Below are 21,716 nucleotides of genomic sequence, written 5' to 3'. Positions count from 1 at the left end.
TACAACTCTTTGCCGCAAATCCAAAGAATGAGTCGGCATTCCTTTCTCTCCTTCCTCTTGAATACCTGTACCCTATTTTAAATTAAAAGGCTGTATCTGAGAGGGCTACCATGATTGAAGCTCTGGAAAGGCTAGCAAAGGAACCTGCCGAAAGCTCTGCAACAGCTTCTCGGAAGATTTGGACTGATGAAGAGTTTATGGCTCTGCCCGATGATGGCAATTGCTATGAAGTTGTCGATGGGAAGCTGATTGCTTTGGGTTCGGCAAGTGCAAGGCATGGATACTATGTAAGTTTGATTCACATCCTCCTAGGTGCCTATGTTCGCAGCCAAAAGATTGGCTTTACTTTTGACTCCGATACTTCGTTTAAGATGAAATCTGGCAATCGCCGCTCCCCAGATTGTTCTTTCTTCTCCAAGGAGCGGCTGCGATCTCTCGGCGGGATCCCCAAGGGCTATATCGAGGGATCCCCAGATTTGGTTGTAGAAGTTCTCTCTGAAGTCGACACAGTGGGAGAGATCCACAATAAAATCGTCGAGTACTTTGAAAATGGATCCCGCTTTGTTTGGCTTATTCATCCCGAAGAAAAGTATGTTTTGGTTTACCGTCAGCCTGAGCCCGCAGCATTGAAGCGGCCAGGAGATATCCTGGAAGGCGAAGAGGTGATCCCTGGGTTTGCCTTGGATTTGTCAGAGTTTTTTGCCGAACCTGAGTTTTAGCTGTTTGCCAAGCTCGCAAGTCTTCCAGGGTTCCGCGGCACCTGGTAAACTGGCGCCAAAAACGGGATCCAATTTCATGAGGCCGGTTTACCTGCAAGTTCTGGAGCGCAACCCCAGACGGCTGCGAATTGCCCTGCAAAGGTTTACCCCTGAGCAACTGGCCTGGCGGGTGGTGGCGGGTTTGGGGCTGTTGGCGCTGGGATCCCAGCTCTGGGGCCGCTCGCCGCTGGTGGGGTTGCTGGCCGTAGCAGCGGGCCTGGGGATTGGGATCCCTTGGGGGCTGGGGCAGATCCTGAGCTTGGATCGGGAGCGGCAGCGAGCGACCCTGACCCGGCTGGGTGGCCCCTGGGGGCTTTGGCGGCAGCAGGTATTCTCTTATCCCCTCGCCCAATTGCAAGGGGTGCGGCTGCAGCGGCTGGGACAGGAGATCTTGGATGAGGAGGCGCGGGAGAGCTTTCAGATCCAAGCTCAGGTGCGGTTGCAGTTTCGCCGCGGCGCTTTTGAACAAAAGCTTGAAGAAAAATTTCAAGAAGAGGTTATTGCTTGCTTCAGCAGCCAATCGGCGATCAAAGAAGGCGAGCCGGAAGCGCTTACCCTGGCACAGCGGCTGGTGGGCTGGATCCAGGACTATCTTAACCTGTGAGGTTCCCTTCTGGGCAATTGCCGAGGTTATATAGTTGTTGATTGTGATACTTGGCAATCCTTGGCAAACTGCCGAGAATTGGTGTGGGTTTGAATAGGCACTCTCGCCTATCTTAACAGAATTTTGGCAATGCTAAGCTGTCATGATCATTCCTTGGGAGACCATTGTTGAGGAAGCTTTGGGCAACTGGCCGTGGCTGCTTTTGTGGGCAGCCTGGCTCCTGGCGCTTGTCTTCTGGCAGAGGCGGCGGCCGCATCAGGCCCAGGTTGGTTTTCCCGATGTCATCATGCTGGCGCGGGCGGATACAACGGTGGTGGAGTGTAACGAGGCCTGCCAGAAGGTTTTCGGCAATTGGCAGGGCCGGCGCTGGATCGAGGCCTTGCCGCCAGAGGAGCAAGAGCAGGTGCGGCAGAAGATATCCCAGCTTACTCCTCAGCAGCCTACCTTTGCTTGGGCTCACCCCTTGTTCGATGCGGAAGGAAAGGTGCGGTGGTTTGAGTGGATCAACCAGGGCCTTTTCGACCGGCGGGGCCGCTTGCAGTTTATTCGCGGGGTGGGCCGAGACATTACCGAGAAGAAGCAACTGGAAGAAAATCTGCGCCTGCGGGAAGCCCAACTGAGGGCTCTTCTGGACGCCCTGCCGGCAGCCATAGGGGCCAGGGATCCCCAGGGAGTGCTGATTTTGCAAAATGCCACCGACTGCGCCTGGTATGGCGACCTGCTGGGCACTTCTCTGCAAGAGGCAGCGCAGCAACATCCCCACTGGCTGGAGTACACTGGGCAAGCCTTGTCTGACCTGGAGCGGCAAGGGTTTTCCCGATTGGAGAGCAAGGAAATCATCCAAGGCCAAGAGCGCTACACCTATCGCCTGGCTGTCAAGCTGCAGGATGAGTCCAAAGGTTTGGGATGGCTCGGCATTGTCTTGGATATTACCGAGCAAAAGCGGCTGGAACAACAACTGCGAGAACAACAGGAGCGCTTTCGCGCCTTCCTCGACAACAGCCACGACATTTTGTGTTGGATCGATGCCCAAGGCTTGGTTCATACTCTCAATCGCCCGGTTACCGAGAAAGTCTTGGGTCGTTGTCCTGAGGAGGGAGAACCTATACCTCTGGATTGGGTTCACCCGGAAGATCGCCAGATCGTTGCCGACGCCCTTGAACAACTGAAGGCTCGGCCTGGCGAGACGCTCAGCTTTGTCTATCGGATGCAGCATGCCGATGGCCATTGGGTGTGGTTGGAGAGCCGCTGCACCAATCTTTTGCAGGATCCTGCGCTAGGGGGAATTGTCTGCAGCACCCGCGACATTACCCAGCAAAAAGAGGCAGAACAGGCGCTGCGGGAAAGCGAAGCCCGCTTTCGCGAAATGGCCGAGGCTGTGCCGGTTTCCTTCTTTCTCTATTCTCCAGATCTCAGTCAATTGTTTTATAAAAGCCCTCAGTGCGAGCAGATCTGGGGATACAAGCCGGAGGAGTTTTACCAAAAGCCCGATCTGTGGCGAGAAAAGATTCATCCGGAAGATCTGCCGAGGATTTTGCAAGCCGTACCTCAGGTCATCCAAGGAGAGAAGCCGATTACCTATCGCATCATTCATCGAGATGGCCGGGTGCGCTGGTTGCGGACTTCCTGCCGGCCTATTTTCAATGAACAGCAAGAAGTGATCCGCATTGCCGGCATTACCGAAGATATCACCCAGCAAAAAGAGGCGGAGCTGGCCCTGCAAGAAAGCGAAGCCCGTCTCAAAGCTATCCTCGATGGGATCCCTTTTCCCATCTTTGTTAAAGACCTGCAGGGCCGCTACTTACAGGTCAATCGGGCTTACCTGCAGAAAAACGGTAAACTTCCAGAAGAAGTTCTCGGCAAAGTCGATGCGGAACTCTTCTCGCCAGAGGAAGCTCTGAAGTTTCGCGAGGAGGATCAAAGGGCAATCCAATCTGCTCATCCCATCAGCTATGAGCGCACTGTTTGCCGTGATGGGCAAGAACTGGAAAAGTGGATCACCAAGTTTGCCCTGCGGGATCGGCGAGGGGATCCCTATGCCGTTTGCGGCATTGTGGTAGATATCACCCCCCTCAAACAAGCCCAGGATCTGCTGCTGCAAGAGGCAGAGCGAGAGAGACTCCTGGGATCCCTGCTGCGCCGCATCCGCGAGAACTTGGACTTGCAGCCCCTCTTGCAGACCACGGCGGCGGAAGTGCGAGAGTTTCTCCAGGTGGATCGGGTGATGATCTACCAGTTACAGGACGGCATAGGGGGATGGGTAGCTGCCGAGGCGGTGCTGGATCCCTGGCCCAGCCACTTGGGCCGCTCCGTGTGGGATGCTTGCTTTCGCCAGGATCCCTGCTATCGCAAGTACCAACAGGGCTTTGTGCAGGCCATCGACAATGTGGCGACAGCCAGTTTGGATCCCTGCCATCGGCAACTCTTGGAATCCTTTCAGGCTCAGGCCAACTTGGTGATCCCGATTCGGCGGAGGGAGGATCTCTGGGGCCTCTTGGTGGCGCAGCACTGCCAATCCAGCCGCCCGTGGCAGGAGTGGGAAATTGAGCTTTTGCAGAAACTGACCGACCAGTTGGCTGTCGCGTTGCAACAGGCTCAGTTGTACGAGCAGATAAAAGCTCTAAAGCAAACGCTAGAAGAAAAAGTGCGGCAGCGCACTGCGCAGCTAGAGCGGGCTTTGCAATTTGAGGCTCTCCTAAGAAGCATTATCAACCGCGTGCGCGATTCTCTCGACGAAGCTGAGATCCTCAGCGCCGCCGTGCGCGAGCTGGGAGAAAGTCTAGATGCCGATGGCTGCGACATCAGCCTTTACAACGCCGATTTCACCCTTGCCACCATCCGCTACGAGTATTGCCCCCGCTCCGATTCTTATCTGAACCTCTCCATCCCTTTGCAGGGAGGGCCTTACGAAACCGTGTATCGACAATTAACTGCAGGGCAGCCTTGTCTATTTTGCTTCTTAGGGCGAGCCTCGGAAAACCGCCAGGTAGTAATGGCTTGTCCCTTGCTAGATAAAGGCCAAGTGCTGGGGGATCTGTGGATCTTTCGCTCGGCGGCGCGTCCTTTCGACGACCAGGAGATCCGACTTATCCAGCAGGTGGCCAACCAATGTGCCATTGGGCTGCGGCAGGCGCGCCTGTTCCAGGCTGCCCAAGAGCAGGTGCAAGCCCTGGAGCGCCTCAACCAATTGAAAGACGACTTCATCAGCACCGTCAGCCACGAGCTGCGCACTCCCCTGGCCAGCCTGAAAATGGCCCTGAAAATGCTGCAGATAGCTCGCTCAGAGGAGAAACGAGCGCAATACTTCCTCATTGCCGAGCGGGAGTGCCAGCGGGAGATCGAGCTCATCAACGACCTGCTGGATCTGCAGCGGCTGCAGGCGGGGGCCTATGCGCTGGAGGTGCAAGCCCTCACCTGGCGAGATCTGCTGGGGGATCTGCTGACCGTTACCGAAGAGCGGGCCCGCGCCAAGGGGCAGAGCTTTCAAGCCAGCGTCCCCCTAGAAAGCACCATCACAACGGATCCCTTGCTGTTGCAACGTATCCTGCGGGAGCTGCTGCACAATGCTGTGAAATACACCCCGGCCCAGGGATCCATCCGCCTACGGGTAGAAACCGAAAACCGCCGCAGCATCGTCGAGGTCAGCAATAGCCAGCCGATCCCCGCCGAGGAGTTGACCCGCATCTTTGAGCGCTTTTACCGCATTCCCAGCAACGATCCTTGGAAGGAAGGGGGCACGGGTCTGGGCTTGGCCTTGGTGAAACAGATGGTGGATCAGTTGCGCGGATCCATCGAGGTGAGCAGCGCCGCCGGCTGGACAACCTTTACGCTTCACCTACCTCATCTGCCCCAACTTTGACACAAAAGGATAGCTTGGTAGCCCCGTACTTGAGTGCGGGGCGGAAAAGCCCTTGAGCCACTTTAGTTGCTTCTTTGTTATAGTTAGTACAGAGCTTCTCCAGGAAAACAACCTACTGCGGTGCAAAACCCGCGCGGCAATAACTAACCTAGAGGAACTTAAGTCCGAAGTAAGCAGAACTTTGAGGTTATGCCTCAAAGGACTGTCTAGGGGCGTCTTGACAGCGCCTTCGCGAGTCCATTTGGGTGGGAGTGTCAAATCCCACGCTGAGGTCTCAGGCTTCTGCCATAGTGGAATTGGTCTTTTGTTGCTCCGTCTCTATGCTCAACTACCCGCCCAGCCATCCGGATCCCACTGTTGTCGACTTCTACCATGGGCAAGGGGTGCCGGATCCCTATCGCTGGCTGGAGGATCTGGATTCTGAGCAGACGCGAGCTTGGATCGAGGCGCAAAACCGCCTAACTTTTGACTACTTGCAGCGGATCCCGGCCCGGCAGCGGCTTCTGGAGCGCCTGAGGCAACTGTGGAACTACGAAAAATACAGCCAGCCCTTCAAAGAGGGCAACCGCTACTTCTACTTCAAAAACGACGGCCTGCAAAACCAGAGCGTTCTCTATACCCAAGAAAGCCTGGAGGGAGAGGCGCGGGTTTTGCTAGATCCCAACACCCTCTCGGAAGACGGCACGGTGGCCCTCTCAGGGATTGCCATCAGCCGCGACGGGCGCTACCTGGCCTATGGTCTCTCCCGCTCCGGCTCCGACTGGCAGGAGTGGAAGGTGCGGGATATCGAAACGGGAGAAGACCTGCCGGATCACCTGCGCTGGATTAAATTCTCCGGGGCCAGCTGGACGCTGGACGGGCAGGGATTTTTCTACAGCCGCTACGACGAGCCGGCCCCTGGCAGCGAGTACGAAAGCGCCAACTACTTCCAAAAACTCTACTACCACCGCCTGGGCACCCCCCAGTCGGAAGATCTCTTGGTCTACCACCGCCCTGACCAAAAAGAGTGGGGCTTTGCCGGCGGGGTTACCGAAGATGGAGACTACCTAATCATCTCCGTCTGGCGGGGCACGGATCCCAAAAACCTCCTCTTCTACAAAGACCTGCGGGATCCCAGCTCGCCGGTGGTGGAGCTTATCCGCGAGTTCCAGGCCGAGTACGCCTTTGTCGGCAACGACGGCTCCCGCTTTTGGCTGTTGACGGACCTCCAGGCTCCCCGGCGGCGACTGGTGGCCATTGATCTCGACAACCCAGGTCAGTTGCAAGAGGTGATCCCCGAAGCCGAGGAGACCCTGCAGGGAGTTAGCCTAATCCACAACCAGTTCGTTGCCTTCTACCTCAAAGACGCCCACACTCAGATCCGGACCTTTGCTTTAGACGGCACCTACCTGGGGGAAATTCCCTTGCCAGGGCTGGGATCCGCCAGCGGCTTTGGCGGCAAGCGCCACGACACCGAGACCTTCTACACCTTCACCAGCTTTACCACTCCCCCCACCATCTACCGCTACGACTTCACCAGCGGCCGCAGCACCCTCTTCCGTCAGCCCCAGGTGGATTTCGATCCCCAGGCCTATGAGGTGCAGCAGGTGTTCTACGCCAGCCAAGACGGCACCCGCATCCCCATGTTCCTTGTCCACCGCCGCGGCCTAGCGCGGACAGGGGATCACCCCACCCTGCTGTACGGCTACGGCGGCTTTGGCATCTCTCTGACCCCCAGCTTTTCGGTGGGCCTGGTGGCCTGGCTGGAGAGGGGAGGGGTTTACGCCCAGCCCAGTTTGCGCGGCGGCGGCGAATACGGGGAAGCCTGGCACCAAGCGGGCACCAAGCTCAACAAGCAAAAGGTCTTCGACGACTTCATTGCCGCGGCTGAGTGGCTCATGGCCAACGGCTACACCAACCCCTCCAAGTTGGCCATCGCCGGCGGCAGCAACGGCGGCCTCTTGGTGGGGGCCTGCCTGACCCAAAGGCCGGATCTCTTTGCAGCAGCCCTCCCCGCCGTGGGGGTGTTCGACATGCTGCGCTTTCATAAGTTCACCATCGGCTGGGCCTGGATCTCCGAGTACGGATCCCCGGAAGACCCGGAGGAATTCAAGGCCCTCTACGCCTACTCCCCCCTGCACAACCTCAAGCCCGGCACCGCCTACCCCGCCACCCTGATCACCACGGCAGATCACGACGACCGGGTGGTGCCCGCCCACAGCTTCAAGTTTGCCGCCGCCCTGCAGGCGGCCCAGGGGGGATCCCAGCCCATCCTCATTCGCATCGACACCAAAGCCGGCCACGGGGCCGGCAAGCCCACTGCCAAGCTCATCGAAGAGACCGCCGACCGCTGGGCCTTCTTGGTGCAGGTGCTGGGGATCCAAGCGGGCTAGCGACTCCGCGCCGGCAACCCCCTAGGCCCCAGGCCCACCCGACCGGCATAGACGGCCGCTTCCCCCAGCTCGTCTTCGATGCGCAGCAGTTGGTTGTACTTGGCGATGCGCTCGCTGCGGCAGAGGGATCCGGTTTTGATCTGGCCGGCGCGGGTGGCCACCGCCAGGTCGGCGATGGTGGTGTCTTCTGTCTCACCGGAGCGGTGGCTGATGAGGGTGCGAAAGCCCGCCTGAACGGCCAGTTGAATGGTCGAGACCGTCTCTGTCAGGGTGCCGATCTGGTTGAGCTTGATCAAAATGGCGTTGGCAGCGCCGCTGTCGATGCCTTTCTGCAGCCGGGCCGGGTTGGTTACAAACAGGTCGTCCCCCACCAGTTGCACCCGGGATCCCAAGCGGGCGGTCATGGCCTGCCAGCCGGCCCAATCTTCTTCCGCCAGCCCGTCTTCCAGGGAGAGGATGGGATAGTTGGCCAGCAGTTGCTCGTAGTAGTTCACCATCTGCTCGGCGCTGCGGGCTTTGCCCTCGAAGTGGTACTGCCCATCCTGCAGCAGCTCGTTGGCCGCCACGTCCAAGGCCAAGGCGATATCCTCCCCTGGCCTGTAGCCCGCCTGTTCAATAGCCGTCATCAATAGATCCAAAGCTGCGGCGTTGGAGTCGAGGTTGGGGGCAAATCCGCCTTCATCCCCCACCCCCGTGGACAGTCCCCTCTGCCGCAGCACTTGTTTTAGGGCTGCAAACACCTCGGCTCCGTAGCGCAGCGCCTCGCGAAAGCTGGGTGCTCCGATGGGCACGATCATAAATTCTTGAATATCGAGGTTGTTGTCGGCGTGGGCGCCGCCGTTAAGCACATTCATCAGCGGCGCCGGCAGCAGGTTGGCAAAGGGTCCACCCAGGTACCTGTACAAAGGCAGGCCCACTGCACTGGCAGCCGCCTTAGCTGTAGCCAAAGAAACTGCCAAGATGGCATTGGCTCCCAGTTGCGACTTGTTGGGGGTGCCGTCCAGATCGATCAGCAACTGGTCGATGCGGGCCTGGTTGAGGGCATCTTCCCCTCGCAGCTCCGACTGGATGGGGCCGAGGATGTTTTCCACTGCCCTCAGCACACCCTTGCCCCCGTAGCGCTTGGGATCCCCGTCCCGCAGCTCGTGAGCCTCAAAAGTGCCGGTCGAAGCGCCACTGGGCACCTGGGCCAAGCCGGTTGCCCCATTGGCTAGGCCCACCAAAGCTTCTAAGGTCGGCTGCCCCCGGGAGTCGAGGATCTCATGGGCGGTAATCCACTCGATGGCCGTTTCCACAGTTGCACCTCAGCAATTGGCTAGACAGTTCTGGCCGAAGCCAGATTGCCAATAGACTAGTGGATTTTTGCCCCCGGATCCCTTTGGCTTCCGGAAAACTTTAATGGGCACAGGCGGCACAGTTGCTTTCGGTCTGAGCTAGGAACAGGCAGGGAGTAGCTGAGAACATAAAGCCCTATCTCCGTCCACAGCTTCAGATGTCTCGACATCTCCTCTGGGCTCCTTACCCCTTGGCTGGGCCAACTCTGGCTTGATTGAAACTAATCTCAAGAAAAAAGAGATTTTTTATCACTAGCTGCCACGGGATCCCTTGCTTAAACCCGGCCCTTCAGGAACAACTACCGCCTACGAGAGCCGCAGCCTGCGAAGTCAATCCAGCTTTTAACAAAACTTAACCCTAAGTATATTGATATCTTTTCTCAAGAAGCTTAGAGTAGACTACAGCTTAAAGTTGAGATTTACTATCAATAATTGGTTGTATGGCTCGAAAGGATGTGTCCGTGCGGCCAGAGGCAGCTCTGGGGCAAAGTCTCTGGCCTTTTCCTAAAAAAGCTTGTTTAGCAACGCAAAAGGAGCGGGGATGACAGCGACAACATTGAGGGCAAAAAGGGGGATCTAACTTGCAAAAGTAGATCCCCTAGGGGGCGGGCAACGCCCGTTTGACTGATCTTTTTGGCTGCTGGGGGCGCATGTGGCCCATGCAGCGAAAAATGTTTTGCTGTAGCCGAGAACAGCTCCTGGTGCGTATAGCCCAGAGCCTTCTGCCAGCTTCAGAACAGTGGCGAGCGCGCTCACTCTCCTATGCCCTGGCTAAAGATTTAGACACTTCCCCCATACCTCACTCCCTATTTCAGGTGGTAGCGATTCCAACCCAGAAAGTGTCGGTGCCGATGTTGGTTTGCGCCAGCGAGGATGACCCCATTGTGGATCCCGCTTCGCTCGAGAAGTGGGGAAACCACTTAAAGCCAGGGGATCAAATGTGGTTTTGCCCTGGGGGACGACAGTTTTTTCATTATTCTTTTCCAAGTTTGGTCAATCTGAAAATCATGGATTTTTGGCAGGAATTGCGTAAATTTCAGCCCAGCATGGCCTAAGGCGGCTGGAGTTTTGCGGGATGATGGGCATGGCCGCTCATCCCAACAAGAGAGGGGCTCCGTTTGCAGCCCAGGTCGAGCCCCTGACAATAGAAAAACGGGCAGGGGTGGAAGGAGGCCATTGAGCTTCCGGTAAAATTGATTGGTAGAATAGGGCCAGCCCCCGACGTGGATAGGGAAGGGGCGGGCTTAAGTGTGGGATCCGCGACTATGTTCGACAAACTGCTCTTTCCCATCGACAACTCGCGCGAAACTAGCCACGCCCTGCCCTTGGTGGCGGACATAGCGCAGCGCTACAAGAGCCAGGTCTATCTGCTCTCCGTCCTAGACAGCACGGACCTGAGCCCAGAGCAAGCCGAGCAAGCCCGCCAAAGTATCCACAACTTGCTCAAACAGGCTGAGGCTGGCCTCCAGCAGATTGGCATCCAAAATGTCAAGAGCGAGTATCGCGAGGGGAAGGTTCCTTTTGTCATCTGCGACGTGGCGGACGAGCTGGAGATCAGCCTGATCGTGATGGGATCCCGCGGCCTCAGCTTGTCTGCCGAGGGACAGAACAACTCCGTCAGCCACCGGGTCATCGACCTCTCCCCTTGCCCGGTGCTGGTGGTGCCTTGAGGAAGGGGATCCCAGCCGACGCCATTCTTGCTGTTTTGTTCTATTCTGTAGAGTGCGTTGAGGCCGGCTCTGGCTGAAGAACCCGAATGTTGCCTTCTGTAACAGCAAGGCGGCTGATATTTGTATTGTCCAAAAGTCTGCAGTACAACGAAGAGCGAGATAAAGCTTTTTCCGACTCTGTGAGAATCTTGTGGAGAGGTAGGATCCCTGTCATACAGGAGAAGCATCTGATTTTTATGAGCGTTGGTCAGCGTTGCTGGGAAAAGCTGTAAGCTCCATTGCTATTCACTAGTGCCACCTTTAGGAATCGTCATGGAAAGTCGTGGTTACAACAAGGCCTCCCAGAAGACCTTCGAGGTGATGCGGCATTTCGCAGAAACCTACGCCAAACGTACCGACACTTTTTTCTGCTCTGATCCTACGATTACGACGGCAGTGATCGAAGGCTTGGCTCTCCACAAAGAGCAGTTGGGCGCTCCGCTCTGTCCCTGCCGCTTTTACGAAGACAAAGAGGCGGAAGTGAAAGCCGGCTATTGGAACTGCCCCTGCGTGCCAATGCGCGAGCGCAAAGAATGTCACTGTATGCTCTTCTTAACCCCAGACAACCCCTTTGCCGGCACCAGCCAAACCCTAGAGGAGGTGCCCCTGGAATACCAAACGAAATAATCGGCCAAGTGCCTGTCATTGGAGGGGACGATCGGGCGGGGAGGGGTGACAAAGATCGGTATAGTCAGAGAATAGCTGGGTAGTTGCTATTCGCAGGAGGAGGAAACTCTTTTATGACTCCCTCACTGGCTAACTTTCTCTGGAGCTTGCTGTACGGCGCAGTGGTGCTGGGGCTTCTCTTCGGCGCCATCGTCTTCGTCAGCCAAAGAGATAGGGTGCGTCGTCGCTGAGTCTCCTGCTCGCCAGGGCTTGTCTGCGGATTGCCCACCGCCCTTTATGATCTAAAGCTGATCTGGCGACATCCCGGGAGCGTTGACCCACCCCCTGCACTACTGGCGGCAAAAAAACCGCTACTACCACGAGGATCTGGAGCGGCTGCACCGCTTCTTCGTTCCCCCAGGCCTGCGCATTCTGGAAATCGGCTCCGGCACCGGATCCCTGCTCAACGCTTTGCAGCCCAGTTTTGGGGTGGGGATTGACTGGGACGCAGAGATTGTTGCCCAGGCGCAGAGGCAGTTTCCCCATCTTCACTTTCGGGTGCAGGATGCCCACACGCTGGACAAGCAGGATCCCATCTTAGCGGAGCCTTTTGACGTTATTTTGCTCGTCAACACCTTGGGCTACCTGGCAGACGTTCAGCAGGTTCTTGAGCGGCTGCGCCGTTTTTGTACCCCGCGCACTCGCCTGATCCTCTCGTACCACAACCCCCTCTGGGAGCCGCTGCTAAGCCTGGCGACCGTCCTCAAGCAGCGCATGCCCCTGCCGGCAGCCAACTGGCTCTCGGCAGGCGATGTGGCCAATTTGCTGCACCTAGCAGGGTACGAGGTCATTCAGCAGGGCAAGCGGCTGTTGTTGCCGCGGCGGATCCCACTGCTTTCGACGCTGATTAACCGCTTCATTGCCCCCTTGCCCGGGATCAACGCCCTTTGTCTAACGGAATACACGATCGCCCGCCCCCAGCCCGATCCCGCCTGGGATCCCCCCCTTGAGGAGCAACCTTCTTGCACAGTGGTGATCCCAGCCCGCAACGAGGCGGGCAACATCCGCCGCTGTGTGCAGCAGTTGCCAGAGATGGGATCCCGCACCGAGATCATTTTTGTAGAGGGGCATTCCAGCGACGACACCTGGGCTGAGATCCAGCGGGTTCAGGACGAATACCAGGGGATCCGCACCATCCAGGCTCTCCGGCAAGAGGGCAAAGGCAAGGGAGATGCGGTGCGCAAGGGGTTTGCCGCGGCCAGCGGCGATGTGCTGATCATTCTCGACGCCGACTTGACTGTCCAGGCGGAAGAGCTCCCCAAGTTTTTCCGCGCGGTGGCCTCCGGGCGGTGCGACTTTGCCAACGGCTGCCGCCTCGTCTATCCCCTGAAACCAGAAGCGATGCCGCGCCTCAACCAGTGGGCCAATCGTTTTTTTGCCGCTCTCCTCTCCCACATTCTCGGCATCCGCATCAAAGATTCCCTCTGCGGCACCAAGGCCCTGTGGCGGGAGGACTATTGGCAGATTGCCAAGCTGCGGCAAGAATGGGGGGATTTTGACCCGTTTGGGGATTTCGACCTGTTGTTGGGGGCGGCCAAGCGCACCCTCAAGATCCTGGACATCCCGGTGCGCTACTTCCCCAGAACCTATGGGCGCTCCAACATCCAACATGTGCGGGACGGGCTGCGGCTGCTGCAGATCTGCGCTTTTGCCCTCAGCCGCTTCAAGGGATCCTGAGCCCTAACCCCTTCAACACGGTTTTGATCCAGACGGGCCGCTTCCCCATCCGGATCCCTGCCCAGCCTCCCAGAAGTTGTTACAATAGTTAGCCATTGAAAAATGCATGGATCAGCCCTGAGAAAAACCGCCACAGGAAAAAGCAATGGGGGAATCCGTGTTGAGCAGGCTCGGCCAATGGATCTCAAGTACTCCCCTACGCTCCCTCGATCGAGCCTATGAAGCTGCCCTGCGCATCAAAGCCATCGAAGACCGCTACTTTCAGGGGGGATCCATCGGCAGCAACGGAAACCACGGCCAAAACACCAGCCGCTACTTTCAGATCCAATTGCGCCAGGAATTGCGTCAAATTGATCTTAGTTTAGCGGAGTTCAGGGCCAGTAGCGTTTTTTCTCGCCTGCCGGATCCCGAGCAAAATGGCAGCGGCCCTCCCTTCTCTTCCGACAAAGATCAGGCCAAAGAGGCCCCCGTCGGCCCTTCTGAAAACGACGGTAAAGACGCTGAAAATGGCCGGCAAAGTCGGGATCCCTCGATTTTGGAAAAGCTGGAGTTTATCGATCAGGTGACCTCGCGCTACAAGCGCCCCGCTGCTCAACCCAGGTCCACCTCCCCTCCCCCCAAGTCTCAAGAGCAACCAGAGCCACTGACCTCAAGCCAGCCGGAGCCCTCCGATCCCTCCATCAAGACCAATCTTGCTAAGACAAACCTCGACAACAGCAATGCCCCGGTTGCCTCTAAAACGGCCCTCCTGCCTCGCTCCATCCTGCGTACGGCCAACCAGATCCGCCGTGAGCTGAGTTCGCAGGCAGAAGAAGAGCTGCTCCAGGAGTATCGCAGCCAACGCACGCGCACACTGGTGGCAGTTCGGTTTTTGTTGCTGCTGGCCATTTTGCCGCTGCTTGTCCAGATTTTCTCGAAACACTTCCTGTTCGGGCCGTTGGTGGATCGCTTTCAGCCGCGGGAGCCCACCATCCTGGCTCTGAGCTACGAATTTCAAGAAAAGGCTCTCTCCGAGTTTGAGTTTTTCAAGGAAAAAATAGAGTTTGAGCGGGCTTTACACCACCAATCTCCAGAGCTCGACCTGGAATCCGAAGACCAACTGTCCAAGAAGGCAGAGGAGTTGCTGCAAAAATACAGCCGTAAGAATTTGGAAGGCCTCAAGAACGTCCTTGCCGACGTGCTATCGCTGCTGGTGTTTGGCTGGCTGATCTTCATCGGGCGCGAGGAAATTGAAGTTCTCAAGTCTTTTTTGGATCGCCTGATCTATGGCCTCAGCGACAGTGCCAAGGCTTTCATTATTATTCTCTTCACAGATGTGTTCGTCGGCTACCACTCTCCCCATGGCTGGGAGGTGCTGCTGAGCAGCTTAGCTGCCCACCTGGGTCTGCCAGAAAACCGCAATTTTATCTACGGCTTTATTGCCACTTTTCCGGTTTTCCTCGATACACTCTTTAAGTACTGGATCTTCCGCTACTTGAACCGCGTATCGCCGTCGGCGGTGGCCACCTACCACGCCATGAACGATTGAGGGTTTGCAGTTGCCTTCATCGAGAATCCAGGCCGCTGCCGCCACCATCCACAACCTCAGGGGGAGTTCCCCTCACCCCCGGCCCCTCTCCCTCTGGGAGAAGGGAGCTGGGGATCGACCTAACGAGTTGTTTCGTTGCCCCTGGAAACAGCCCTAATTTGAGTTCCCTGAGTTAGCTGCGCACGCGCAAGGACTGGCGATGGCAAAACCCGCAGACCAACCAACGCTCCAGTTCGGCGGCAGGGGCGGGGCAGCCACAGGCAGGGCAAGGGAACAGGTTTTGCTGAGTTTGTCTCTGTTTCACCAGTCGGGCCCAACGTTCGAAAGCGGCTTTAGCATCGGCGGGAGACGGCCGTGAGCCGGAGCGGCGAGCGGTTGCAGGCTGCTTTTGGGCTGGGGTTGCAGATGAGATGGGGTAAAACTTGCCTACCAACTCCGCATCAGGGTGGGGAGCGGACGGGCTGGATCCCTCGTGCCAAGCGCCGGGGCTGAAGCGAATGTCGCTGAGAGGAGGGTGCAGGCGGCTGTTGAGTTTCCTGAGAATGAGCTGGCGCTGCAGAGTTAAGTTTTGCGCCCAGGACGGGGTAGAGGTGGCCACCTGTAGCACCTGGCGGCGCAGGTTGAGGGGATAGGTTTGCGCTGCTACCGCCTCTCCCACCACTTCCGGCCAGAGCTGTCTTAGGAGCTGCATTTGCTTCAGTTCAGCCCAACACGGATGGCTGCCAAAGCTACCCAGTGCCTCATCTAACCGTTGCAGCATGGTGTCGCTCAGGAAACGCCATTTTGGTCTTCCAACGATTTTGCCGCTTCGCTGAGGGCGGACTGAATGGAAGCGGCATCGGGCAGGGAACGGGATCCGCCGTTTTGACTGGGGGGAGCAAATCCTTCGAGGCTGCGAATGTGAATATCTTGCTGGGGGAAGGGGATGCGGATCCCACGCCGGCGAAACTCTGCTTCGATGGCAAAGTTCAGCTCGCTGATCAAGACAAATTGATCCTGGGGCCGGTTGATCCACACCAGCAGCTCAAAGTTGAGGGAAGAGGGGCCAAAAGACTTGAGCCACACCTGCGGGGCGGGGCTGCTCAGTACCCGCGGATTTTCCTTGGCGGCGCTGAGCAGGGCTTCGGTGACCAAGGTGGTATCGGAGCCGTAGGCCACGCCCACGGGAATGTGGATGCGACAGCGGGGATCCCGGTAGCTCCAGTTCACCACCTTCGACTCGGTGAAGCGGGAGTTGGGCACGATTACAAAGATGCGATCCAAAGTGCGCAGGACGGTGGCCCGCGGGCCAATGCGCTCCACGGTGCCGAGCAGGTTGTCCACTTCCACCAGATCCCCGACTTGGATGGGGCGCTCCAGCAGGATGGCGATGTAGCTGATGTAGTTGTTGGAGAGGTTTTGCAGACCAAAACCGATCCCCAAACCCACCGCCCCGGCAATCACCGCCAGGGATCCCAAATTGAGGCCACTGAAGGGCAAGACCAAGAGGATCCCGAACAGGGTGAGGATGTACTTGAAGATGGCCGTTGTAGACTCCTGGGTGCCCAGATCCAGTCCCAGCCGGCTCAGAAACCGCTGCTTAAAGCCAACGCTGACGTAGTGGGCAACGGTGAAGACCAAAGCGGCCAGCACAAAAAAGACCAGCAAGCTGGCGATGGAGACGCTGGAATTGAGCAGCGGTTGGGTGAGGACGCCCAGCGCCGTGGCCACCACGCGCCCCAAGCCCAGGTAAAAAGCGCGCTGAAAAGGCCGCAGGGCAGGTATAAAGCTGATGCCGCGATCCAGAGAGATGCCGGCAATGAGAATTGCCCCCAGGCCTCGCAGCAGCACCCCTGCGATGTCGATCCAGCTCCCCCAGGCCGGGTCGGCCTTGAGCTCCAACCAACTTTGCAGGCGGACGAGACTGCGGTCGAACAGCCGCCAGAGAAAGAACCCCACTGCCACGGTGGCCAGCCCGGCCAGGATGGTGAGCATCAGCACGCGCGGATCCTGCGCCCGCTGCAGATCCAGCCGATCCTGCCGGTACTCGGCAATGGCTTGCTCCAGCCGCCGCGCCCAAGTGTTGGCCACCAGACGCACGTCGTTGAGGCTCACCTGGCCCAGCGGCACCCTGCGCTCGGCGGCGGCGTCGGCATAGGTGACGGTAAACAGATACCGCTGGGTGGCCTCAAAGCGACCTCTTTCTCCCAGGCGGAGGACGTACTGGCCGTTGGCATCCTGGGCCACCCGTACCTCCGGCTCTGGCAACTGGCCTTCTTCCAAGAAGCGCTCAATGATTGCCCGCACGTTGTCGGCCCGCACATCGCTGGGGTATTCTGCCGTCTGCAGGCGAAACACCGGAATGTTCCCCACCAAGACTTCTGTGCCCTCTTGGCCGGTCAAGGGGATCCGCAGTGGGCTAGAGGTCGGGGAAGGGGATCCCTCAAGAGTTGGCGCTTCGGCAGGAGTGGGGTGGGAAAAGCCGGGATCCCGCAACTCGAGGGCTTGGGCCACCGGGATCCCAGCAGCCTTGGAGACCGGAGCGGGCAGGAGCCAGAGGCCAATCCCGGCTATCAGCCCCACCGCCAGGGCCGCTCCCTTCAGCAGGACAGAGTCTCGAATGGCTCGTTGGACCCGAACGCCCATTGTCTCGGGGATCCCTAGGATGCTGCTGTAAGCCTATGGTGGCATAAGCAAATCCCGATTTTGGCCGATCCAAGCGAGGACCTTAAGTGCTCTGATGGTGGCCCAAAAGGCGTTGGCGCAGCTTTTTAATTTGGTCTCGCAGTTGCGCAGCTTCTTCAAATTCCAGGTTTTTGGCCGCTGCTTTCATCTTCAGTTCCAGTTGGCCGATCAGCTCTGGAATCTCCGAAAGAGGGATTTCGTCTGCAACTGGAAAGGCTTTTTCCAGGTCTTGGCTGTTGAGTTTGCGGGAGATGGCCAAAAAAGACAGAATGGCGTTGCTGTTTTTCTTAATAATGGGCTTAGGAGTGATGTTGTGTTGGCGGTTGTATTGCAATTGAATCTCCCGGCGGCGCTGGGTTTCGGCGATGGCCCGGGCCATGCTGCCGGTCAGGGTGTCGGCGTACATCACCACCGTGCCACGGACATTGCGCGCTGCTCGCCCGATCATCTGAATCAGGGATCGCTCCGCCCGCAAAAATCCCTCTTTATCCGCGTCCAAAATGGCCACCAAGGAGACTTCCGGCAAATCCAACCCTTCCCGCAACAAATTGACCCCTACCAGTACGTCAAAAGCTCCTTCGCGAAAATCTTGTAAAATTTCGATCCGCTCAATTGAGCTGATCTCGGAATGCAAATAGCGAACCCGGATCCCGCGTTCTTGCAAGTATTCTGTGAGATCTTCGGCCATGCGTTTGGTGAGGGTGGTCACAATGACCCGTTCCGGGAGGCCCTGCTGCGAACGTTCCAATCGCAGGTAGATCTCTCCCAACAAATCCTCCACCTGCCCGGCTGTGGGGCGGACATGCACTTCCGGATCCACCACCCCGGTGGGCCGAATGACCTGTTCTATAACCCGACCGGTGCCCGGCACATAGAACTTCAGGGTTTTGCCGTTTTCCACCACCGTTTCAAATTGGGCTCCGCTTTGCTCCAGTTCCCAGTTGCCGGGCGTGGCGGAAACAAAGACGCATTGGTGGACTTTGGCCCAGAACTCCTCGGCTTTGAGAGGGCGGTTGTCGAGGGCGCTGGGCAGGCGAAACCCGTGATCCACCAGCACCTGCTTGCGGGCGCGATCCCCATTGTACATGCCGCGGATTTGCGGCACGGTGACGTGGGATTCGTCCACCACCAAGAGCCAATCGTTGGCCTTGAAATAATCCACTAAACAAGCAGGCGGCTCCCCTTCCTTGCGCCCCGTCAGGTGCCGAGAGTAGTTTTCGATGCCGTTGCAATAGCCCACCTCCCGCAGCATTTCCAGGTCGTAGCGGGTGCGCTGTTCTAGCCGTTGGGCTTCCAGTAGCTTGCCTTGTTTGCGAAAGAAAGCCAGTTGCTCCTCCAGCTCCTGCTCAATGTTGAGGATCGCCTGCTGCAACTGGGCTTCTGGCGTTACAAAGTGGCGAGCCGGGTAGACTCTGAGGGCGCTGAGGCTGGTCAAAATCTCACCTGTAACCGGATCAATCAGGCGAATGGCCTCGATCTCATCGCCAAAAAATTCAATGCGGATCACCCGATCTTCATACGCCGGCACAATTTCCAGCACATCGCCCTTGACGCGAAATCGCCCCCGCGCCAGCTCCAGGTCGTTGCGCTCGTACTGAATGCCGGCCAGATCCCGCAAGACCTCCCGCTGGTTGATCTCCTGGCCGACTTGGAAGGGGATGGAAGCCTTCAGGTATTCCTCCGGCATGCCCAAGCCGTAGATGCAGCTTACCGAGGCCACCACGATGACATCTCGCCGTTCAAATAGAGAGCGGGTAGCGGAGTGCCGCAACATGTCGATCTCATCGTTGATGGAAGAAGACTTGGCGATGTAAGTATCGGTGCTGGGCACATAGGCTTCCGGTTGATAATAGTCGTAATAGCTGATGAAATATTCGACGGCATTGTAGGGAAAAAGCTCTCGCAGCTCGTTACACAGTTGGGCGGCCAAGGTTTTGTTGGGAGCCATCACCAAGGTGGGCCTGCCGACTTGCTGGATAGTATGGGCAATGGTAAACGTTTTGCCGGTTCCGGTTGCCCCCAGCAGGGTTTGAAAGCGATGGCCCTCTAAAATCGACTTCACCAAGCCGGCAATCGCCTTGGGTTGATCCCCCGTGGGCTGATAGGAAGAAACCAGTTGAAACTCCGACATAAGTCTATCCGTTGATCTTTTGAGGATCCATGGTTGAGTGTTCTGGTTAAGACTTTTAATTTAGACAACTGGGCAGTTACAGCCTGCTTGGCCAGAACCTATATCGTCCCATAAGCTAAAACCTTTGTCAGTGGAGTTTCCGTCGGTGCGCTGGATCTCCTGACGAAAGAGCAAGCTGTAGTTGAATTCGGCGGCTACACCTCACAGGCTGTAAATTTGTCCATCGATTAGCAGATGGGTAATGCCTTTCTTCTGCAATTGTGGGCGTACAATCTCCAGAATGTATCCGGGAAATTGGATGACCCGGTAGGGCGGATAGGTGTTGCTGCCACGACGGCTCATCTCGGAAAAGCGCCGAGCCACCTTGTGGTTGTCGAAAATGGGCAGCGTATTGGCGTTTTCGATCCCCTCTACGGGCAGGGATCCCAGCCCCAGAAATTCCTTGAGGGGGCGGGTGGTCAGCTCTTGGTAGCGATCCACCACAACATAACAGGTCTCAGGCAGGTCGAGCTTCTCTAGGGGGAGTACTTGGATGTGATGGACGGGATCCGCCAAGGGATCTTCTGAGGGCACCGCTGCCGCGTCGTCTAAAAAATCGTCGGCATCCTCTTCTTCGTCGTCATCGTCTTCTTCGTCTTCCAGGTCGTTGTCCTCGTCGCCTTCTAGGTCTTCTTGAAGCTCGGCTACGAGCTGGGCCGGCAATTCTTCGGGGGCCAGTTCTGCCACCGTGGCCGTCCTGTCCTCAGGGATCCGCTCCCCTTCGCTGACATCGCTGAGATCGGAGGCGTCGGCAGCCCCCTGTGGGGGCAAGACCTGTTGCCCCTCCATGCCGTCCAGGGGAAGGGTGGGTTCCTCGCCCGTGTCTTTGCGGCGAGCTGCTGAGCGTTTGAGCTGGATCAGCCGCTGGTACTCGTCGGCAGCGATGTTTTCCTTGAGGACACGGGTGATGGTGGTAACGCTTACCCGAAATTGCTCGGCCAATTCGGCGGCAGTGGCTGCCGAGCCGCGGTAGGTGCTAACAATTTGCTGTTGTTCTTGTTCTGAAAGTTTGCTGCGGGCCATCGCGGTTATCCCATCCCAAAACTTGGACTCATGGGCAGGCGGCGGTTGCCCGACACAGCCGGTTGAGGCCGGCGGCCAGCGCTTCCCGCTCTAGTTCCTTGCCGATGAAGACAATTTTTGACCAACGCGGCTCATCGGGATCCCACTCCCGCTCCAAGAAGAGGGTCTGTCGTCGGCCCACCTGATGAAAGATAACCCGCTGCGGCTCGTCCGCAACCCACAGCACCCCCTTGGCGCGAAAAATCGTCTCCGGCAGATCCTGCAGCCAATCGCGGAAGGCCGCCAGATCCAGCGGTTGCTGCAGTTGAAAGCTCAGAGATTGGATCCCGTCTTCTTCCAGATGGTGACTGGGGTGAGCGTGACCTTCAGCCTCGGCAGCGGAGAGCTTGGGATCCCACAGCTCTGGGCGAAAGGCGTGCACATCCAAAATGCGGGCCAGGGGCACCTGGGCGTGGGTGGTGGGCAGACAGGGAGCGTCGGGGTTGTAGCGACGCAGATCTAACAGGATCTTCTCTTGTTCGGCTGGGGTGATCAAATCTACCTTGTTCAGGAGCAAGATGTCGGCGCTGCTGATCTGGTGGGCGGTAGTTTGGGACCGCTGGAAGTTGCGCCAGTACTCGGCCCCATCCACCAGGGTCACCATCCCATCCAGGCGCAGCTCCTCGTGGAAGGTTCTCTGTACAAACAGCTCGGCCACCTGCCTGGGATCCGCCACGCCGCTGGTCTCCACCACCAGGTAGTCCAACGCCTGGGCATGCTGAAGCAGCTCGCGAGCCGCCCGTTCGAGATCCTCCCGCACCGTGCAGCAGAGACAGCCGTTGCTGAGCTGCATCAGCCCTCCTTGGGGCATGTTGACCAGTTCGCCATCGATGGAGATCTCGCCAAACTCGTTGAGGATAACCCCGATGCGCAGCCCGTGTTCCTCCTGCAAGATGCGCTTGAGCAGCGTGGTTTTACCACTGCCCAAAAAGCCCGTCAAAATTGTAACCGGAAGCTGAGCTTTCATACATTCATTACATATCAATCACTCAAGACTCAATCGACAAGCGGCCAACAAACCCTTTTCTCAGGTTCTCTGGAGGCTCTACTAGCTTAGCTCCAGGGCCAGTTTTCCAGGATCTGGACTGAATGGCGGCGCTGCTGGGATCCCTAAGCCAGCAGGTTCGGGTGGACGAGGTGGGCATGCAATCCACCTACCCCGTCTGGGTGGGCTGCGCCGGCAGATCCGCTGGGCCGATGTCGAGCGCCTTGACCTCGCTGATACATTTACGCTGAACACTGCTGAGCATTACTGCTCAGCGGTGAAGCGATAGCATTCTGTCCGTTTCCGTTGTCACTACGCGATGCTGACG

17 protein-coding genes are annotated in these 21,716 nt (G+C 57.7%); 11 read left to right on the top strand and 6 right to left on the bottom strand.

The window, feature by feature from the left end; translation table 11 throughout:
• The first annotated feature begins 110 nt into the window (after positions 1 to 110).
• The 4 genes from ACVW0R_RS12090 to ACVW0R_RS12075 all read left to right on the top strand — a co-directional run bounded on the left by ACVW0R_RS12090 (position 111) and on the right by ACVW0R_RS12075 (position 7,593).
• Positions 111 to 719 (top strand): Uma2 family endonuclease, encoded by a 609-nt coding sequence (locus ACVW0R_RS12090; RefSeq protein WP_457502115.1) that lies wholly within the window; start codon positions 111 to 113, stop codon positions 717 to 719.
• Positions 720 to 795: 76 nt separating this feature from the next.
• Positions 796 to 1,362, top strand: coding sequence for a hypothetical protein (locus tag ACVW0R_RS12085; protein WP_099812771.1), 567 nt, complete (start codon positions 796 to 798; stop codon positions 1,360 to 1,362).
• A 142-nt stretch (positions 1,363 to 1,504) separates the two neighbouring features.
• Positions 1,505 to 5,221: a PAS domain S-box protein gene (locus tag ACVW0R_RS12080; protein WP_457502114.1), complete on the top strand. Its 3,717-nt coding sequence runs from the start codon at positions 1,505 to 1,507 to the stop codon at positions 5,219 to 5,221.
• Positions 5,222 to 5,541: 320 nt separating this feature from the next.
• Complete coding sequence (locus ACVW0R_RS12075) at positions 5,542 to 7,593, top strand: prolyl oligopeptidase family serine peptidase (protein ID WP_457502113.1); 2,052 nt, start codon at positions 5,542 to 5,544, stop codon at positions 7,591 to 7,593.
• Here ACVW0R_RS12075 and eno read toward each other — a convergent pair.
• Positions 7,590 to 8,888, bottom strand: a complete 1,299-nt coding sequence (eno, locus tag ACVW0R_RS12070) for a phosphopyruvate hydratase (RefSeq protein WP_011431347.1) — start codon at positions 8,886 to 8,888, stop codon at positions 7,590 to 7,592. The two genes, ACVW0R_RS12075 and eno, sit on opposite strands and share 4 nt — an antisense overlap.
• Before the next feature lie 659 nt (positions 8,889 to 9,547).
• Between eno and ACVW0R_RS12065 the strand changes: the two genes are divergently transcribed.
• The 6 genes from ACVW0R_RS12065 (at position 9,548) to pxcA (ending at position 14,507) form a co-directional block, all read left to right on the top strand.
• Complete coding sequence (locus ACVW0R_RS12065; protein WP_240527803.1) at positions 9,548 to 9,982, top strand: alpha/beta hydrolase; 435 nt, start codon at positions 9,548 to 9,550, stop codon at positions 9,980 to 9,982.
• A gap of 210 nt (positions 9,983 to 10,192) precedes the next feature.
• On the top strand, positions 10,193 to 10,597 hold the full coding sequence (locus tag ACVW0R_RS12060; RefSeq protein ID WP_457502112.1) for a universal stress protein: 405 nt from the start codon (positions 10,193 to 10,195) through the stop codon (positions 10,595 to 10,597).
• Positions 10,598 to 10,909: 312 nt separating this feature from the next.
• Positions 10,910 to 11,263, top strand: coding sequence for a ferredoxin-thioredoxin reductase catalytic domain-containing protein (locus ACVW0R_RS12055; RefSeq protein WP_099812767.1), 354 nt, complete (start codon positions 10,910 to 10,912; stop codon positions 11,261 to 11,263).
• A 113-nt stretch (positions 11,264 to 11,376) separates the two neighbouring features.
• Complete coding sequence (locus ACVW0R_RS12050; protein WP_011431350.1) at positions 11,377 to 11,493, top strand: photosystem II reaction center X protein; 117 nt, start codon at positions 11,377 to 11,379, stop codon at positions 11,491 to 11,493.
• Between the two features lie 82 nt (positions 11,494 to 11,575).
• Positions 11,576 to 12,979: a glycosyltransferase gene (locus ACVW0R_RS12045; protein WP_099812766.1), complete on the top strand. Its 1,404-nt coding sequence runs from the start codon at positions 11,576 to 11,578 to the stop codon at positions 12,977 to 12,979.
• A gap of 157 nt (positions 12,980 to 13,136) precedes the next feature.
• Positions 13,137 to 14,507 carry a proton extrusion protein PcxA gene (gene pxcA, locus ACVW0R_RS12040; protein ID WP_240530517.1) on the top strand — a complete coding sequence of 457 codons (1,371 nt, stop codon included), beginning with the start codon at positions 13,137 to 13,139 and terminating at the stop codon, positions 14,505 to 14,507.
• A gap of 172 nt (positions 14,508 to 14,679) precedes the next feature.
• On the opposite strand, the gene ACVW0R_RS12035 is transcribed toward pxcA, so the two are convergent.
• From ACVW0R_RS12035 to ACVW0R_RS12015, 5 genes are all read right to left on the bottom strand, one after another.
• Complete coding sequence (locus tag ACVW0R_RS12035) at positions 14,680 to 15,198, bottom strand: DciA family protein (RefSeq protein WP_240527320.1); 519 nt, start codon at positions 15,196 to 15,198, stop codon at positions 14,680 to 14,682.
• 77 nt (positions 15,199 to 15,275) lie between these two features.
• On the bottom strand, positions 15,276 to 17,132 hold the full coding sequence (locus tag ACVW0R_RS12030) for a mechanosensitive ion channel family protein (protein ID WP_457502111.1): 1,857 nt from the start codon (positions 17,130 to 17,132) through the stop codon (positions 15,276 to 15,278).
• Positions 17,133 to 17,214: 82 nt separating this feature from the next.
• A complete protein-coding gene (gene uvrB / locus ACVW0R_RS12025; protein WP_011431356.1) occupies positions 17,215 to 19,302 on the bottom strand; it encodes an excinuclease ABC subunit UvrB in 2,088 nt (695 codons plus the stop codon).
• Positions 19,303 to 19,503: 201 nt separating this feature from the next.
• On the bottom strand, positions 19,504 to 20,364 hold the full coding sequence (locus tag ACVW0R_RS12020) for a hypothetical protein (protein WP_457502110.1): 861 nt from the start codon (positions 20,362 to 20,364) through the stop codon (positions 19,504 to 19,506).
• 28 nt (positions 20,365 to 20,392) lie between these two features.
• Positions 20,393 to 21,370, bottom strand: a complete 978-nt coding sequence (locus ACVW0R_RS12015; RefSeq protein WP_011431358.1) for a CobW family GTP-binding protein — start codon at positions 21,368 to 21,370, stop codon at positions 20,393 to 20,395.
• Between the two features lie 122 nt (positions 21,371 to 21,492).
• Here ACVW0R_RS12015 and ACVW0R_RS12010 point away from each other — a divergent pair, with 122 nt between their 5' ends.
• A complete protein-coding gene (locus ACVW0R_RS12010) occupies positions 21,493 to 21,639 on the top strand; it encodes a hypothetical protein (RefSeq protein WP_457502109.1) in 147 nt (48 codons plus the stop codon).
• Positions 21,640 to 21,716: the final 77 nt, after the last annotated feature.

The sequence above is a fragment of the Thermostichus sp. MS-CIW-15 genome, assembly GCF_054060575.1.
The sequence above is the reverse complement of the archived record's forward strand: the minus strand, read 5'-3'. Positions and strand labels throughout refer to the sequence as shown.

Coding starts and splice junctions, on each gene's coding strand:
- ACVW0R_RS12090 (WP_457502115.1), top strand. CDS start 111: ATGATTGAAGCTCTGGAAAGGCTAGCAAAGGAACCTGCCGAAAGCTCT.
- ACVW0R_RS12085 (WP_099812771.1), top strand. CDS start 796: ATGAGGCCGGTTTACCTGCAAGTTCTGGAGCGCAACCCCAGACGGCTG.
- ACVW0R_RS12080 (WP_457502114.1), top strand. CDS start 1,505: ATGATCATTCCTTGGGAGACCATTGTTGAGGAAGCTTTGGGCAACTGG.
- ACVW0R_RS12075 (WP_457502113.1), top strand. CDS start 5,542: ATGCTCAACTACCCGCCCAGCCATCCGGATCCCACTGTTGTCGACTTC.
- ACVW0R_RS12060 (WP_457502112.1), top strand. CDS start 10,193: ATGTTCGACAAACTGCTCTTTCCCATCGACAACTCGCGCGAAACTAGC.
- ACVW0R_RS12055 (WP_099812767.1), top strand. CDS start 10,910: ATGGAAAGTCGTGGTTACAACAAGGCCTCCCAGAAGACCTTCGAGGTG.
- ACVW0R_RS12050 (WP_011431350.1), top strand. CDS start 11,377: ATGACTCCCTCACTGGCTAACTTTCTCTGGAGCTTGCTGTACGGCGCA.
- ACVW0R_RS12035 (WP_240527320.1), bottom strand. CDS start 15,198: ATGCAGCTCCTAAGACAGCTCTGGCCGGAAGTGGTGGGAGAGGCGGTA.
- ACVW0R_RS12030 (WP_457502111.1), bottom strand. CDS start 17,132: ATGGGCGTTCGGGTCCAACGAGCCATTCGAGACTCTGTCCTGCTGAAG.
- uvrB (WP_011431356.1), bottom strand. CDS start 19,302: ATGTCGGAGTTTCAACTGGTTTCTTCCTATCAGCCCACGGGGGATCAA.
- ACVW0R_RS12020 (WP_457502110.1), bottom strand. CDS start 20,364: ATGGCCCGCAGCAAACTTTCAGAACAAGAACAACAGCAAATTGTTAGC.
- ACVW0R_RS12015 (WP_011431358.1), bottom strand. CDS start 21,370: ATGAAAGCTCAGCTTCCGGTTACAATTTTGACGGGCTTTTTGGGCAGT.
- ACVW0R_RS12010 (WP_457502109.1), top strand. CDS start 21,493: ATGGCGGCGCTGCTGGGATCCCTAAGCCAGCAGGTTCGGGTGGACGAG.